The organism is Yersinia bercovieri ATCC 43970, from assembly GCF_013282745.1.
GTDB classification, from domain to species: domain Bacteria; phylum Pseudomonadota; class Gammaproteobacteria; order Enterobacterales; family Enterobacteriaceae; genus Yersinia; species Yersinia bercovieri.
The window spans coordinates 3,566,500-3,582,880 of sequence record NZ_CP054044.1 but is presented as its reverse complement, the minus strand read 5'-3'; the positions used below and the strand labels follow the sequence as shown (position 1 = coordinate 3,582,880).

Sequence of the window (16,381 nt, the reverse complement as noted above, 5' to 3'; positions counted from 1 at the left end):
ATTAAGCGCTAATAACCTGTGCCAGTAACTCTTTCGCATCTGCCTGTGCTTTGGTGGCAACTTCAGGGCCATAAGCAATACCTTCTGCGAACACGAACTCAACATCAGTAATACCGATAAAGCCCAGGAACAGACGCAGGTAAGGGACAACCAGGTCAGTTGGGGTATCTTTATGAATACCGCCACGGCTAGTCAGAATGATGGCACGTTTGCCGGTTATCAGACCTTCAGGGCCTTTTTCGGTGTAACGGAAGGTCACACCTGCACGGGCAATCAGGTCAAAATAGTTTTTCAGTTGAGTTGGAATGCTGAAGTTGTACATAGGTGCAGCCATCACAATCACGTCATTAGCTTGCAACTCTGCAATCAACTCATCAGACAGTGCCAGCGCTTCTTGCTGACGTGGTGTCAATGCCGCATCTGAAGGGCGCAGAGCACCCACCAATTCGCCATCTAACACTGGAATCGGTTGAGCGGCCAGATCACGTACCGTGATTTCGTCACCTGCGTGGGCAGCTTGCCATTGTTCAACAAAAAAGTCAGCCAATTGGTTGGACTGAGAATAAGTTGCCAGAATGCTTGATTTCAGAACCAGAACTTTACTCATCGTAATTCCTTAACAGGTAACAGAGACTTAGGCTATTCACCCTTTCAATGAGATATACTTTATGCATATTCCCATGCAATGGATAGCGCAATATTTTGCGTTCTTTGTTCGATTTTATTGAACAATGATAATCGCCAAGTGATGCTGGCTGGGTTACGGCGTAAACCCTGGCTGTGTTACCATATCAGGTAAAGATTTATAGAGTAAAAGCGCTGGATTGCTAACCGCATCTCGACGGACAAAAGATGGATACCAATTAATAAAAAATATCCGCGAATCAAATTCATAGCATAAAATCATTGGGCTGACGCCGTGGGTAGCAGCCGCATCGTAACAAGGAATACTGAACGTGAAATCTTCGCTCACAGCATTATCCTCCCAACTTGGTGAGTTGATGCTCCGTGACCAACAACGTATGCGGCGTCGGTTACAAGGCGCACGAAAAGTCAATAATCCAGCGGCCGTAGAGGCCATTACTCGCGAAATCGAAGCTGAAATCGCCACTGCTATGCAGCGGGTTACTGGTCGTCGCGCGGCTTGTCCGACTATCACCTATCCTGAAAATCTGCCGGTCAGCCAGAAGAAACAAGACATTTTTAATGCCATTCGCGATCATCAGGTGGTGATTGTTGCGGGTGAAACGGGTTCCGGTAAAACGACCCAGTTGCCAAAAATTTGTCTGGAGCTGGGCCGTGGCGTGAAAGGGGTGATCGGGCATACCCAACCTCGGCGGCTGGCCGCGCGAACCGTGGCTAATCGTATTGCTGATGAGCTGGAGACCTCGCTCGGTGGTTGTGTCGGCTATAAAGTGCGCTTTAACGATCAAGTGGGTGAAAACACGCTAGTTAAGCTCATGACCGACGGCATCTTGCTGGCTGAAATTCAGCAGGATCGTCTGCTGATGCAGTATGACACTTTGATTATTGATGAGGCCCATGAACGCAGCCTAAATATCGATTTTATCCTGGGCTATTTGCGTGAGTTATTGCCAAAACGCCCTGATCTAAAAGTGATTATTACTTCAGCGACTATTGATCCACAGCGCTTCTCTAAGCACTTCAATAATGCGCCTATTATTGAGGTGTCAGGCCGCACCTATCCGGTGGAGGTGCGCTATCGGCCCATTGTGGATGATGCGGATGATGTTGAGCGCGATCAGCTACAGGCGATTTTTGATGCGGTGGATGAGCTGAGCCATGAGAGTCCCGGCGACATTTTGATCTTTATGAGCGGCGAACGTGAGATTCGTGACACCGCTGATGCGCTGATGAAGCAAAATCTGCCCCATACCGAAGTGCTGCCACTCTATGCGCGTTTATCAAATAGCGAGCAGAATAGGGTATTCCAATCCCACCATGGGCGGCGGATTGTGCTGGCAACTAACGTGGCAGAGACCTCGCTGACTGTCCCCGGTATCAAGTATGTTATTGATCCCGGCACCGCACGTATCAGTCGTTACAGTTTCCGCACTAAGGTGCAGCGGCTGCCGATTGAGCCGGTGTCGCAAGCTTCAGCCAATCAGCGTAAAGGCCGCTGCGGCCGGGTGTCGGATGGTATCTGCATCCGCTTGTATTCCGAGCAGGATTTCCTCTCGCGCCCTGAATTTACCGATCCGGAAATTCTGCGCACCAATTTGGCGTCTGTTATTCTGCAAATGACCTCACTGGGTCTGGGGGATATCGCGGCATTCCCCTTTGTGGAAGCGCCCGATAAACGCAATATTCAAGATGGTGTCCGGCTGCTAGAGGAGTTGGGCGCGATACAAACTGCCGAAAATGGCCATCAGCAACTGACACCGCTAGGCCGCCAGTTGGCGCAATTGCCGGTCGATCCCCGTCTGGCGCGGATGGTTTTGGAAGCGCAGAGAAGTGGTAGTGTGCGGGAATTGATGATTATCACCTCGGCATTATCGATTCAAGATCCCCGCGAAAGACCCATGGATAAACAGCAGGCAGCGGATGAAAAACACCGCCGTTTTGCGGATAAAGATTCTGATTTTCTTGCCTTTGTTAACCTATGGGACTATCTGAAAGAGCAGCAAAAAGAGCTGTCATCGGCGCAGTTTCGCAAATTATGCCGCAGCGACTTCCTAAACTACCTACGGGTGCGCGAATGGCAGGATATTTACACTCAACTGCGTCAGGTGGTGAAAGAGCTGGGGATCCCGGTCAATAGTGTGGCCGCGGATTATCGTAGCATCCATACCGCGATATTGACCGGGTTGCTATCACACATCGGCCAGAAAGATGTTGATAAACAAGAGTATACTGGCGCGCGAAATGCGCGTTTCGCCATCTTTCCAGGCTCAGGTCTATTCAAAAAACCGCCTAAATGGAGCATGGTTGCCGAACTGGTCGAAACCAGCCGTTTATGGGGCCGCATTGCTGCCCGCATCGAACCGGAGTGGATTGAACCTTTGGCGCAGCATTTGGTGAAACACCACTACAGCGATCCGCATTGGGAGAAGGCGCAGGGGGCGGTGATGGCGAGCGAAAAAGTCACCCTATTCGGCTTGCCAATAGTGACTGAGCGCAAAATCAATTACGGCCCGATTGATCCGCCACTGTGCCGTGAGCTATTTATCCGCCACGGCTTGGTGGAGGGCGATTGGCAAACGCGCCATGCTTTCTTTCGCGCCAATCTAAAATTGCTGGCTGAAGTGGAGGAGTTAGAGCATAAGTCCCGCCGCCGCGACATTTTGGTGGATGATGAGACGCTGTTTAACTTCTATGACCAGCGTATAGGTCGTGAGGTTATCTCTGCCCGCCATTTTGATAATTGGTGGAAGAAAACCAGTCACACTCAGCCGGAGTTGCTGAACTTTGAAAAAACCATGCTGATCAAGGATGGTGCGAACAAAGTTAATCCGCTGGATTACCCCAATTTTTGGTATCAGGGGCAGCTTAAACTGCGGCTCTCCTATCAATTTGAACCGGGTACTGATGCCGATGGGGTGACGGTTCATATTCCGTTGCCGATTTTGAATCAGGTTCAGGAGCAGGGGTTTGATTGGCAGATCCCGGGAATACGTCGTGAACTGGTGATTGCGCTGATCAAGTCATTGCCGAAACCGATAAGGCGCAATTTTGTCCCCGCCCCCAATTATGCCGAGGCTTTCCTCGCGCGGGTCACGCCACTGGAAACTGATCTGCTAGAGGCACTGGAGCGCGAACTGCGGCGCATGACAGGTGTGACAGTGTCACGTGATAGTTGGCAATGGGAACAGGTGCCTGATCATCTCAAAATGACCTTTCGGGTGCTCGATGATAAAAATCGCACGCTGCGCGAAGGTAAAGATCTTGCGGCCCTGAAGTTACAGTTACATGCGAAAGTGCAAGAAACACTCTCCGCAGTTGCCGATGACGGTATTGAGCAAAATGACTTACATATCTGGAGCTTTGGTGATCTGCCGATTTGCTATCAGCAGCGCCGTGGCGGATACGAAGTCAAAGCTTACCCGGCACTGGTGGATGAAAAAGAGAGTGTCGCGATCCGCTTATTTGATACTGAAGCCCAGCAGCAACAGGCGATGTGGCAGGGAACCCGGCGGCTATTACTGCTGAATATTCCCTCACCGATTAAGTACTTGCATGAGAAATTGCCGAACAAATCCAAGCTCGGTCTCTATTTCAATACTTATGGCAAAGTGATGGATCTAATTGATGATTGCATTGCTTGTGGCGTGGATAAATTAGTTGCGCAATATGGTGGCCCGGTATGGCAGGAGGCCGATTTTGCCCGGCTACAGGAGAAGGTGCGCGCTGAACTGAATGAAACGGTAGTAGAGATCGCCAAACAAGTTGAACAGATCTTGACCACGGTATTCAGTATTAATAAGCGATTGAAAGGGCGGGTAGATATCTCGCAAGCATTGGCGCTTTCGGACATCAAAGCCCAGCTAGGTGGTCTGATTTATCGCGGTTTCGTCACCAATAATGGTTGGAAACGTCTACCGGATACTTTGCGCTACTTGCAAGCTATTGAACGTCGGATGGAAAAACTGGCGATAGACCCGCATCGTGATCGCGCGAATATGCAGCGCATAGAGCACGTGCAACAGAAGTGGCAGCAGTGGCTCCATAAGCTGCCGCCAAAGCGCCAGCAGGATGACGATGTGAAAGAGGTCCGCTGGATGATTGAGGAGTTGCGGGTCAGCCTATTTGCCCAGCAGCTAGGGACGTTGTACCCCATTTCTGAAAAACGTATTTTACAAACCATCGAACAGCTTTCTGCCTGATTGATGATGAGTACCATCCCGCGCTTGGGTCATTACTGATTTGAGCGCGGGATTTTTTATGCATTAAGCACTTAGCTCCCCGTTGACAGAACTATATTAAATTAGTGCAGAAATAATAAAAAGTTGACAAACAACATCACCATGCTGCATAAAAACAATTCCAAACAACGTTAGTATATGCCCAAGGTATCATCATGCAACTACTTAAATGTATTAGGTTACCTTTACTCCTTTAAAGAATATTAACACTGACTGGTAAAGAAGATTACGATCTTCGCTTATTTAGTACACAACATTGTGTGTTACCCGGAAATCGTTTAATGGACAGGGCTAAAAAGGAACAGTTATAATGTTTTTCTCCAAAAAAATATCATCGACTAATACACAAAATAACGGGATTAACTCTCCTGATTACTTCGGTAGTAAGACTCTCACAGCCATTTTGGATAAAGGATTTGCGCAAAAATTTTCAATAGCAATTAATAATCTTATTGTCAATGAGACATCAATAGACACTCGAGGTTTGATGAGTGGTTCTATGCAAGCTGATTTGTCGCGGATGGATTATTATATAGATGACTATAGGGTTAGCACTCCAGGGGACTTTGAGAGCAGTTACCAAAACTTCATTAATCACGGTGGAGAACAATGGACACATGATTATGTGGATTCTATCTCTGCATTTTTACATCAAGGTGTTTTTGTTGATATATTTGAGTCAATCCCATATTGGGAGGATAGCAGTGGATGTCGATGGGATATCAGTATGGCTTCTCTGCATAGGAGCAATTGCAGTAATGTATTTAATATTAATAAAAGCGGCATTATAGAAATAAGATCACAAAGTCAGGTCAATAATGTTATTTTAAAAAACCATGACATTGTTGCTACAAATAATTTAAAAAGTACTCTTTCATTACACATATCTTTAATTATTATGAAAATCATTGGTAGCCATTGTTTGGTTATAGCTGATGATAATTTAGCGAATAGGGCCACTCTGCAACTAGACTTCAAGGTATAACCATGACTTGATAGCTTCGCTATTTACAGTAATAAATAAATTATCGTGGTGAAACTTGAGTTCTATGAGTTTTGGCGGTCACGACGTAACCTACTAATTAAAATACAGTATATTTTTTGATGAGTACTTAATCTAATGGCTATAATACTAGATGTATTTGACGATGGTTATATATTCCAAGACAACTTTTACAACAAACAGTTAGAACAACCGGCATTTACAAATCGGCTCAATATTTCGGCTCATGGGACAAGGGATGGCTGTATCATTATTAATGGTAATCGACTCAATGCACACCAACTTTTGATTTTTATCAGGCAACGAATTGTAAATATAAACCAATATAATTACATAAGGCTGGCTTGTTGCTTCTCAGCTTATGGTGGAGAAAATGCTCTTGCATTTCGCTTATCTCAAATATTTCCAGTTGCTCATATCAAGGGGTATATGGGAGGTGTTGATACTTTATGTCAACCAGACATTATTAACAGAGAGCTACATCAATATGGAATAGATCAAGCGAGCATTTTTCTAACAAACGCTATGCTGATGGAGTCGTTTGTAGAAAAAAATAGTGCTGACTTCCACTCGATAGTGTTCTTGAATGGGGCATGTAAGCATGAAAAGATATTTAATCTTTACGGGGGAGGAGTTATTCATGAGTAAGTGCAAGGACTCGCATTTGAAAACATAATCCCTTGCGGTAATCTATTGTTCTGCATGGGTAGCGCTGTTTGTCAGAATTTTAGAATCCAGCTATTTCTAATAGTGATATTTATAAACAAACAATAAATAAGAATAATATTTTTATTATATTTTTAGCAAGAGTAAGTATGATTGATTTTTTTTGGGATAAATCAACATGAAGAAAATAATTACTTTTTGCGTACTAACATTTTCTGCATCATCGTTAGCGACTGTCTCCGTAGTAAAAAACAAAAGTGCAGGAAAAGAGGTTGTTGCGGCTGCAAAGATTTATTATATCGGCGATGTCACGGAAAAAAGCGTTACTGAGTTAATTTCATCTATTGATGAGATAAATGCTAATTACCCTACTTTGAAACATCTGTATCTCTATATTAATAGCAATGGAGGCGATATGGATAGCGGCTACATGGCTTATGAAGCGGTAAGAAGCTCACGTGCGCCAATAACAACAATAAATTCAGCAATGGTCGCCTCTGCAGCAACAATGTTTTACTGCGCGGCCAAAGAGAGGTTGGCTATGCCATTGTCTAGCTTTTTACTTCATCCGGCCTCAGCGAGTAACGATACTAGAAAAGGCTATCTGCAGCCAAATCATATCGATCAAATAAAACAATATGTTGATAGCTCTAATAATGTATTTAAAAACATTTATAAACAATGCACCTCCTATAACGACGAGGATCTAAGCAAAATTCTTTTTAGCGAAGATAGCCATAAGTTGATTGATGCTAATGTTGCCATAGAGAAAAAAATATCAACAGCCAAGGCGATTGAAATAGAAAGAACACCTGTTTCTTATTATATTTTGAATGAGGAAAAGAGTGAGTAATTATATTATTAATAATTAAGTTAATCTAAGTCATCAAGCCCTGTAGCGCCTCACAAAGGGCTTGGTAATGCCGCTCTGACGGGCGAAGAACCTTAGCCTGTCAGTAAAAGATAATAACCAGAGCATCAATTTTTTAGTCAATTCCCAGCACTATTAATTACCTCTCTTGGTTGCCTTATCAATTATTGTTTTTAACCGCCCCTTAATGGCCGTGACTGCCAATGCCCGATTATCGGCAAGGTAGCGATCTTTAGCGGCGGGGGCAGAACTTTGAATTGCAATCAAAGACCAATCTTCGCCGTTTTTTAATATCAGTGGCGAGCCGCTGTCACCGGGCAATGTATCGCATTGATGTGAAAGCACACCTTGCTGCGCCCAACCGGTGATCAGACAATCTTCATGACTATAGAGCGTTTCCAGATGATCGAGGGGGTAACCGGCCTGAGTTATTTTGCGGTTCACTTGCTTAAGCGCTTGTGTCAGTTCATTGGCGGTTCCACTCCATAGGGGTAATGGCTTAATTGGAACCGACTTCTTGTTGGTTAACCGAATGAGTGCAAAATCATAGGCTGCCGCCGCCGGGGGGACAATCCAGCCGTCACCATCAGGCTTGAGTTTTTTCCCCAATTTAGTATCAACCAGGGTTTCCAGTTTAGTTAATTGATACTTCCACTGGCCATTACTGGAGATAAATCGCAAGGCAATCGCGGGGTCCAGCTTACCCGGCGGGGCCAGAACACAATGGCCTGCGGTGAGTGCCAGGTGAGGGGAGATTAATGTTGCGGTACACAGGTTGCCACTGGCTGTTTCGATCTGTCCAATGGCTTGCCATGGCCATTGAGAACTACGGGTTATGGCGGTGCGCTCATCTTTATCGAAGAACAGGGTGGTTTGCTCGACAATAGTGTGGTCACTATCTGACTTATCCGTTGGCGGCAGGGCTAAAGCTACAGAGGTAGAGAGAGGTAATAAGCTCAACAGTAGCAACGAAGATAAACGCATAAATTATTAGCCTGCCTCTATTCCTAAGGGGGTATCCATTACCACAGCTGATACGCTGCTGATTAAGCGGGCATCGCAAGTTACTGCTACCGCTAACTATAGACATAATTAGCGTAGCTGTGTGTTGTCAGTAATTGATTTTTCGATAATTTTAGAACGGGCCGGGCCGTTTTACTATAAATAAAAAAACAGTGCGACCAGCCCGCATATAACTAATGTCGCCAAAGTGATTTCGAATAAATAACGGCGCAGCATGATCAGCACTCCTGATAAAAAACACCCGGTAAAACGGGTGTCAGACTGCTGACAAGCCCCGATGATGCGATCTTGACCGGCAAGAATAGGCAGAGGAGTAGAGCATCTGCGCCCCGGATGATGCTAGCTATCGGGGATGATATTTGTCTATCGGCCCGGTTGGGTCGTTGAAAGAAGAGTAGAGGAAATCATTAATCGCTTCCGTGAGTCATTGGTTTCGGCTTGTAACCGATTGTACAGGAGGCAAAACCACAACAAGCAGTCCATTTTTCAGCTGTTTTAGTTACAACATACAGTGTGGTTTTCTTAATAAATAGGCACTCTCATGCAACAAAATAGTGGTTGGCTAGTAAGGTGAAATTTATGTTTTGCAGAGGAGGAACACCCGGCCTTTAGGCAAAGGTCGGGCGAGCGAGCGTTTGAGTTGGTCGATTATAAGTAGCGACGCTCTAAATGTTGGCGGAAAAATCGTGGGTTAAGTGGCTCGCCAGTGGCTTTAGTGATCAATTCTGCTGTTGGGTAACGGCTACCATGTTGCCAGATATTCTGTTGCAACCAGTTGAACAGGGTGCTGATATCGCCATTGGCAATACTCTGATCCAATCCAGGGATGGCGTCACGGGCGGTTTGGAATAGTTGTGCGGCATACATTGCACCCAAGGTATAAGTTGGGAAGTAGCCAAAAGCACCATCGGTCCAGTGAATATCTTGCATACAACCATTACGATAGTTACCGTCGGTATTAATCCCGAGGTATTGCTGCATCTTCTCACTCCACAGCGCAGGAATATCATCGACTTCGATTTCACCACTGATCAGCGCTTTTTCAATTTCATAGCGCAAGATGACATGGGCAGGGTAGCTCACTTCATCGGCATCAACGCGGATAAAGCCAGTTTTGACGCGCTGGTTCAAAGCAATGAAGTTTTGCTCAGCTAAAGCGGGTTGCTCACCAAATTGCTGTACCACCAGTGGGCGAATCAGTTGCAGGAACTCGTTACTGCGCGCTAATTGCATCTCAAACAGTAAACTTTGAGATTCGTGGATCGCGGTTGAACGGGCATGGGAGATTGGCTGGTCCAACCATTCACGTGGCAAATTTTGCTCGTAACGGGCATGACCTGTTTCATGGACAATCCCCATCAATGCGCTGAGGAACTCTGGCTCATTATAACGGGTGGTGATGCGAACATCTTGGGGTACACCACCGCAAAATGGGTGGACGCTGACATCAACCCGCCCGCCATCAAAGTCAAAACCCAGCACTTTCATCACACTCAGCCCCAGTTGCCGCTGTTTTTGCAGGTCAAATGGCCCCTGCGGTATCAAGCAGGGTTCATTGGCTTGTTTGGCGGTCACTTTTTGCAATAGCGCCGGTAACCATTGTTTAAGATCACCGAATATACGCTCAAGATCGGCGCTGTTCGTCCCCGGTTCATACAAATTCAGCAAGGCGTCATAACCGGATGTTCCGGCCGCCTGGCCACGAATTGAGGCCTCTTCGCGACTCAGTTTGACTACTTCACGCAGATTTTCTGCAAAACCACCCCAGTCATTGGCGATACGTTGCTGGCGCCATGCATGTTCACATTTGGCTCCGGCCAATGATTTTGCCTCCACCAGTGATTCCGGTAGCAGGACAGCATTGTGGTAATGGCGACGCATTTCGCGCAAATTCGCCTGCTCAATATCATTGAGCGCTTCATGGTCTGCTTGCTTCAACCATTCACCAACCTGCTTGGTGGTTAGAATCTGGTGTTGCAGCACATTTAACTCCGCCATGGCTTCGGAGCGAGCAAGACTCCCTTTCGGCGGCATCATGGCCTGCATATCCCATCCGGCAATGGCGGAGAGATGTTCAAAGCGGGAAAGACGAGTGAAGGTCGCACGCAGGTGCTGATAAGCAGTGGTCATAGAAAACTCCATCAATCGGATAGGCGACTTATTTTATTAGGTTAATCGTTTTACTAGGTTGATCGTTTTATTAGGGTAGATCGCTTTATTACAGTTATCGTTTTATTACAGCTATCGTTTTATTCATTTTGCTCAACGGGCAGCGGCGGGCGGGTTTTGACCGGCCAGCAAAAGCGGAAGCTCGCCCCCCCCAGTGAACTGGCATCGACGGAGATACTCCCTTGATACGCCAGTGCGATGGAGTGAACAATGGCCAACCCTAACCCACAACCGCCGGTTGCCCGATCCCGGCTTGGGTCGAGGCGAACAAAAGGCTCAAAGACCCGGGCACGCTCTTCCAGTGGAATACCCGGCCCGTCATCTTCCACTTGCAAGCAGGCGTTGTCGCCATCAAACCACAGCCCCACGCGCAGCCGCTTAGTTGAGTAACGTAGCGCATTATTGACCAGATTATCCAATACGCGCTCCATCAAACGCAGGTCAACATCGCCAAAATCGCCGCGATGAGGGATATCAAGTTCTATCTCGCGTTCACGATGGATCATGCGCATATCCAGCACTTTTGCCGTTAACCACTTGGGGAGATCTATTGGTTCCAGATTAAGGGAGACTTGCGGACGATCCAGACGAGCATAGGTTAACAGCTCATCAATCAGGGCTTCCAACTGACCAATATCATGATTTAACGCCTGTTGTTCACTCTCCGTCAGGTTATCGCTCATCGCTAAACGATAACGTAAACGTACCAGTGGGGTGCGCAGTTCATGGGCAATGCCATCAATCAGCATTTTTTTGCTGACAATCAATTTGCTGATGTTATCGGCCATTTGGTTAAAGGCTAGCCCCAGGCGGCTTAAACTGGATGTCGGGTCAAAGTGAGTTCGTTCGTCAAGATAACCCGCCCCTAACCGCTGGGCTGCGTTCTCCAATTTAAGCAAATCTTTCCAGTGGGGTCGCATCCAAAGAAAGACCGGCAGCGCTAATGACAAGCCAATCAGGATAAGCAGGGCTAAATCCAACAGCCGCATTTGATGCAGATAGAACAGATAGGGCACCGGGCCAACGGCGAGGACATAATGGCTACGGGGAATGCGTTGCAGGAAGGTATATTCATCATCCAGAGCAATAATCTCACCCGCACGCAGACGCTTATTTAATCGCTCACCCAGATCCCGCTTATCGAGAGGCTCGATATGTAATTGAAAAGAGAGATTTAAATCCAGTGTGGCGATGGTCTTATTCCAATCCTTTAGCGGGATCTCCCGCAGCTCACTGCGCATCAATGACAGTGAGCTTTTCATCAAATCATCCAATGACTGGCGACCCGCGCGTTCCGCCGTGACTTTGTAGACCAGCCCGACCAGCATTGCCATCACCATAAAGCAGACGAATAGCAGTAAGAAAAACTGAATAAATAGTTTCCTCATTGCTGCACCGACTCCCAGGCATTGGGGGCGAACAGATAGCCTTTGTTGCGCACGGTTTTTATCCGGAAAGGCTCCAGGGCGTTGTCATAGAGTTTGCGGCGCAAACGTGAGATAGCCACATCAATACTGCGATCCATGCCGTCATAACTGACACCACGTAAATTTTTCAGCAGCGCTTCACGATCCATAATGATGCCGGCATGGGTGGCCAGTTCCCATAACAAATCAAAATCAGAGGTCGACAGGGTGATCTCTTCGTCACTAAGATTGACTTGCCGATTCACCGGATCAATGCAAAGTAAGCCAAAATGAATAGCATTATGGCCGGTCAACGGTGGGCTAATCGTCTCTTTCGACTGCTGCTGATGGTGCTGACGCAGGTGTAGACGTAATCGCGCTAGCAGCACGGCGGGCGGCGTGGTTTTCAGAATATAGTCATTAGCGCCCATCTCAAGGGAGAGGATATGGTTCATATCACTGTCGAGTGAGGTCAGTAATACTATCGGGCCATCATAATGGGGCCGCAGATCACGGCAAAGTGTCATGCCATCTTTGCCGGGCAACATGATATCGAGTAGCACCAAATCAGGTTGTTGATGCTCAATGACCGCTTGTGCAGTATCGCCGCGAGGCTCGACAAACACATCAATGTCATGCTTGCCAAGATAAGCAGCAATCAGTTTTCCGACCTCCGGGTCGTCTTCGACAAAAACTATTCTGGTCATGTTTTTCAGTTTATAAGAGTGGTCGGCATTCAGCATAGCGCGTGGTTAGCCGCAATACTATGCACGTAATTTATTCAATTTGTTATTAATGCGGACGACGGATTGCTAGACAACAGGCGAATCATTTCATTATATTAATAAAAGTGATTTTATCGTCATCTCTATTTAGCTACGCCCATCGTTTATATCAATATCTATGAGTAATGAATAGCTGTACCGTTCAGCTAAGGACTGAGGGATGAGTGGCGAAAGCACCGGCGCGTCAGCGCAGAGTGAAAAAATTTGCTTCGATTACACGGATTTTCTGGCAGCGTCATGCAAAAAACGCTGGGGTTTCATTGATGCAATTTATGGTGTGATGCCGATTTTTGGGATGGTGGTCAAGTCGAAGGCAGAATTAGAGAAGACGCCACAGGAGCGACTGACGGCTTTGGCGCTACAGGTGCTCTCCACCCAGCTCAGTGACGAAACCAATATTATCCGCTTGATTCGGTTAGCAGAACAGCAAGGGATAACCCGGTTGGATATCCAACTGCCTTATCCTTTGGAAACGACACAGCTTGGCATGATTAAGCAAAAATTCCCACCTACCATGGGGTTAAGTCAGCAGGGCGAATGTCTATCTGTGGATCTCGCTGGCGCAGAAGATAGTTAGTCGTCGTTATTCGCTAGCCAAATGGACAGATCAGGCTGACAGGTCACGCTCAGTCTGCCCATTTGTGCTATCTATATTTCAACTATCTACTTTATATATCCTGTTTCATTCAGTGCATCATAAACCAGGTCGCGGGAAGGGTCGCAACCAATACCAGAGCAATCGCCACCCGTTCCACTTTGTTGAGCAGTCTAAGCCCATCATGACCTTTGCGGGCATAAATAAACACCAGCAATCCCGGAGCATAGAGCAGCGCGGATAGCAGCAGATAGAGCAATCCGGCGGCATAAATCAGCCACAAGCCATACAGACATGCACCACTGGCCACCAGAATCAGACGCCAGTCCTGACGTTGCAACGCCACTTTGAATAAGAAAGCGCCGACGAGAAAATAGGGCACCAGAATCATTTCTGATGCAATCGTCAGCAAGGTGTTGTAGTTGCTGCCGGTCAGCCAGATCAGAACCAGTGCCACCTGTACCGCACAGTTGGTGAGCCACAGTGATTTTGCCGGCGAATTATGCTGATTCTGCTGACTGAATATTTTCGGGAATGCGCCATGTTTGGCGGCCACCATTGGCACTTCAGCCGCCATAATGGTCCAGCTAAGATAAGCGCCACACACCGAAATAATCAGCCCAGTGGCAATAATCACCTCTCCCCAGGGGCCGATCATCTCGACCATAATGCCCGCCATTGAGGGGTTGCGCATACCGGCTAACTCCGCACGCGGCACCACGCCAAGAGACAGTAGGGTAATCAGCAGGTAAACACAGAGCGCAGAGATAACCGCCAGCATGGTTGCGCGGCCGACGTCTCTCTTGTTACGTGCTCTGGCAGAGACCACCACCGCACCTTCCACGCCAATAAAGACCCACAGGGTAATCAACATGGTGTCTTTCACCTGCTGCCAGACCGGGGTGTGCAGGGCGATACCGGTGAAATCAAAACTGAAGGTATCGAGGCTGAAGGCCAGGCCGGCCAAAACAATAAAACCCCCGATGGGCAGCAGTTTTGCCAGTGTAGCCGCCATATTGATGCTGGCGGCAGTTTGCACGCCACGTAACACCAGCGCATGAACCAACCACAGCAGCAAGGAGGCCCCTAGCAGCGCCTGCCAGGTGTTACCTTCGCCAAAAATAGTGGTGCCCGACTTATCGGTAAAAAAGCTCAATGCAGCAAAAACAATCACTAAATAGGATACGTTTGCAATCACCGCGCACAACCAGTAGCCCCATGCGGAAAAGAAGCCGATAAGGTCACCAAAACCCTCTTTGGCGTAGGTGAAAATACCACCATCCAGATCAGGGCGTAGGCGCGTTAGCAGTAACATGGCAAACGCCAGGAAAATAATCCCGACGCCAGTAATACTCCAGCCAATAAGTAATGCCGCCGGACTGGCCACTTCAGCCATATTTTGCGGCAGGCTGAAGACACCGGCACCCAGCATTGAGCTGAGGACTAGCGCCGTGAGCGCAGTCAGGCCAAGTTTTTTTTCCAATTAGGGTTCCTGATTTTAACAGTATTAATGAATGGTTACTGGCTTGTAAATAGCATTATATGAGGCGGATTAATCAATATTTAACAGATAATAGGCCAGAATTTTCGGAGGATTTTACGGAGTGATAAGCCATCATGCAATGATTAGATATGCGATTTAGACAAAAAAGTATTCAGTCCGTGTTGAGTGGTGAAAAGGGCGCGGCATACAGATAGAAAAGGGCAGCGCGCGGCTGCCCTTATTGCGGTTATCGTGACTAGCAAAGATTATTTGAACAAGTCAGCGCTAACACTCAGATTACCACCACTTTGGTTCTGCCATTGGCGGGTCACATGGTAATACTTCGCACCTTTGGCTGCGGCGCGTTTCGCGACTTCATGGGAGACATCAGTCATGCTGTTAAAGTGACCGCTAAAGCTAATTGAATCAAAGGGGGCCATTTGCGCAGCGGTAGTATTACTCAACTCCTGGATTTGCGTACCATCAGCCAAGGTGACAGTGTAACGCTTACCTGTTGATGATTGCGTCTCAAAGAAACGGCCAACATCAGCACTTGGTGTACCTGAAGAGGCAACACCTGGAATTTCAACATTCGCGGCTGCTGCGCCACCGGCTGCCAGTGCAGCACGGCCCGCATCTGAATCTGCTGGGATCACATCTGGGCTTTGTACCGCGCGTTTTGCGGCGTCTTGCTTATAGATATAAGCGGTCACAAATTGGTTGCCGCCCTGATTGGCATCAACCTGACGCACGATGAAGAAAGAGTATGCTCCTTTCTCTTTCGCCGCTTTTGAAATGGCATCATTAATATCTGGTTGGCTGCGGAAGAAGCCGCTGACAGAGACAGTGTCATAAGGCTGCAAGGCAAAAGCTTCGGCTTTTGGTAGCTCTTTCACCCCGTTAAAGTCACGATACTGGGCTTCTTTGCTCACTTCCGGTGCATCTTTATGATAAACATCGGCCGTTACACGCCAGTTGCCGCCATTATTGTTGCTATTGATATCTTGAATATAGAAAGAGTCCGCGCCCAATTTATCAGCACGGCGGGATACCGCATCAGCTGCTTCATTGATTGCATTAAATCGGCCAGTAATTGTAATGCGATCAAATGGCTTAATGGCTGCTGCTTGCTCTGGTGCGAGTTCTTTTGCCGCATGTGCAGCAGAAAGCGCAGTGAGTGATAGCAATGCCGACGCGATGATCGTGTATTTCAGCTTCATAAAAAATCCTTTCGCCTTGCGCATTAACGTTGATACGTGCGGAACAATTGATGTGTAACAGAATAGCGGATGATTATTACATGTAATAATGGCGGGTGTCTCAGCAATTTATATGACTGGGTGTATGAATACTGAAGTTTCGCCATCAGTACTTTACATTAAGAATCTGGATAAGCTTTACGAATAGTGGCTTTAACGTCATAAGTGCGGGTTATTTACATTTTTCTAACCTGATGCCGCGCCACTACTGGGCTGCCTTATTATCGCGAGACTTGTC

General features: G+C 47.2%; 14 protein-coding genes. 5 read left to right on the top strand and 9 right to left on the bottom strand.

Annotated elements, in window-relative coordinates:
* Nucleotide 1: 1 nt before the first annotated feature.
* Together azoR and HRK25_RS16230 are read right to left on the bottom strand one after the other, a co-directional pair.
* Nucleotides 2-607, bottom strand: a complete 606-nt coding sequence (azoR, locus tag HRK25_RS16235) for an FMN-dependent NADH-azoreductase (RefSeq protein WP_005270520.1) — start codon at nucleotides 605-607, stop codon at nucleotides 2-4.
* 153 nt (nucleotides 608-760) lie between these two features.
* On the bottom strand, nucleotides 761-973 hold the full coding sequence (locus tag HRK25_RS16230) for a hypothetical protein (RefSeq protein WP_143707653.1): 213 nt from the start codon (nucleotides 971-973) through the stop codon (nucleotides 761-763).
* Here HRK25_RS16230 and hrpA point away from each other — a divergent pair.
* The 4 genes from hrpA (at nucleotide 957) to HRK25_RS16210 (ending at nucleotide 7,405) form a co-directional block, all read left to right on the top strand.
* Nucleotides 957-4,844 (top strand): ATP-dependent RNA helicase HrpA, encoded by a 3,888-nt coding sequence (hrpA, locus tag HRK25_RS16225; RefSeq protein WP_005270522.1) that lies wholly within the window; start codon nucleotides 957-959, stop codon nucleotides 4,842-4,844. The two genes, HRK25_RS16230 and hrpA, sit on opposite strands and share 17 nt — an antisense overlap.
* A 349-nt stretch (nucleotides 4,845-5,193) precedes the next feature.
* Nucleotides 5,194-5,868: a hypothetical protein gene (locus tag HRK25_RS16220; protein WP_005270524.1), complete on the top strand. Its 675-nt coding sequence runs from the start codon at nucleotides 5,194-5,196 to the stop codon at nucleotides 5,866-5,868.
* 135 nt (nucleotides 5,869-6,003) lie between these two features.
* Nucleotides 6,004-6,534, top strand: coding sequence for a hypothetical protein (locus HRK25_RS16215; RefSeq protein ID WP_032896253.1), 531 nt, complete (start codon nucleotides 6,004-6,006; stop codon nucleotides 6,532-6,534).
* Between the two features lie 196 nt (nucleotides 6,535-6,730).
* Nucleotides 6,731-7,405, top strand: coding sequence for an ATP-dependent Clp protease proteolytic subunit (locus HRK25_RS16210; RefSeq protein WP_005270527.1), 675 nt, complete (start codon nucleotides 6,731-6,733; stop codon nucleotides 7,403-7,405).
* Nucleotides 7,406-7,558: 153 nt separating this feature from the next.
* Here the strand turns inward: HRK25_RS16210 and HRK25_RS16205 are convergent, their stop codons facing one another.
* The 5 genes from HRK25_RS16205 to rstA all read right to left on the bottom strand — a co-directional run bounded on the left by HRK25_RS16205 (nucleotide 7,559) and on the right by rstA (nucleotide 12,728).
* A complete protein-coding gene (locus HRK25_RS16205; protein WP_005270528.1) occupies nucleotides 7,559-8,407 on the bottom strand; it encodes a trypsin-like serine peptidase in 849 nt (282 codons plus the stop codon).
* Nucleotides 8,408-8,581: 174 nt separating this feature from the next.
* Nucleotides 8,582-8,662: a small membrane protein YdgU gene (gene ydgU, locus HRK25_RS20490; RefSeq protein WP_455772807.1), complete on the bottom strand. Its 81-nt coding sequence runs from the start codon at nucleotides 8,660-8,662 to the stop codon at nucleotides 8,582-8,584.
* A gap of 432 nt (nucleotides 8,663-9,094) precedes the next feature.
* The gene (locus HRK25_RS16200; RefSeq protein ID WP_005270530.1) at nucleotides 9,095-10,576 is read right to left on the bottom strand and encodes a carboxypeptidase M32; all 1,482 of its coding nucleotides are present in this window, start codon (nucleotides 10,574-10,576) and stop codon (nucleotides 9,095-9,097) included.
* Between the two features lie 119 nt (nucleotides 10,577-10,695).
* Nucleotides 10,696-12,003 (bottom strand): two-component system sensor histidine kinase RstB, encoded by a 1,308-nt coding sequence (gene rstB, locus HRK25_RS16195; RefSeq protein ID WP_032896255.1) that lies wholly within the window; start codon nucleotides 12,001-12,003, stop codon nucleotides 10,696-10,698.
* Nucleotides 12,000-12,728 (bottom strand): two-component system response regulator RstA, encoded by a 729-nt coding sequence (gene rstA, locus HRK25_RS16190; protein ID WP_032896293.1) that lies wholly within the window; start codon nucleotides 12,726-12,728, stop codon nucleotides 12,000-12,002. The genes rstB and rstA overlap by 4 nt, the downstream gene beginning before the upstream one ends.
* Nucleotides 12,729-12,966: 238 nt before the next feature.
* Here rstA and HRK25_RS16185 point away from each other — a divergent pair, with 238 nt between their 5' ends.
* Nucleotides 12,967-13,383: a hypothetical protein gene (locus HRK25_RS16185; protein ID WP_005270535.1), complete on the top strand. Its 417-nt coding sequence runs from the start codon at nucleotides 12,967-12,969 to the stop codon at nucleotides 13,381-13,383.
* 109 nt (nucleotides 13,384-13,492) lie between these two features.
* On the opposite strand, the gene HRK25_RS16180 is transcribed toward HRK25_RS16185, so the two are convergent.
* Both HRK25_RS16180 and ydgH read right to left on the bottom strand, forming a co-directional pair.
* Nucleotides 13,493-14,884 (bottom strand): amino acid permease, encoded by a 1,392-nt coding sequence (locus HRK25_RS16180; RefSeq protein WP_005270537.1) that lies wholly within the window; start codon nucleotides 14,882-14,884, stop codon nucleotides 13,493-13,495.
* Nucleotides 14,885-15,150: 266 nt separating this feature from the next.
* Nucleotides 15,151-16,104 (bottom strand): DUF1471 family protein YdgH, encoded by a 954-nt coding sequence (gene ydgH / locus HRK25_RS16175; RefSeq protein WP_032896257.1) that lies wholly within the window; start codon nucleotides 16,102-16,104, stop codon nucleotides 15,151-15,153.
* Between the last annotated feature and the right edge of the window lie 277 nt (nucleotides 16,105-16,381).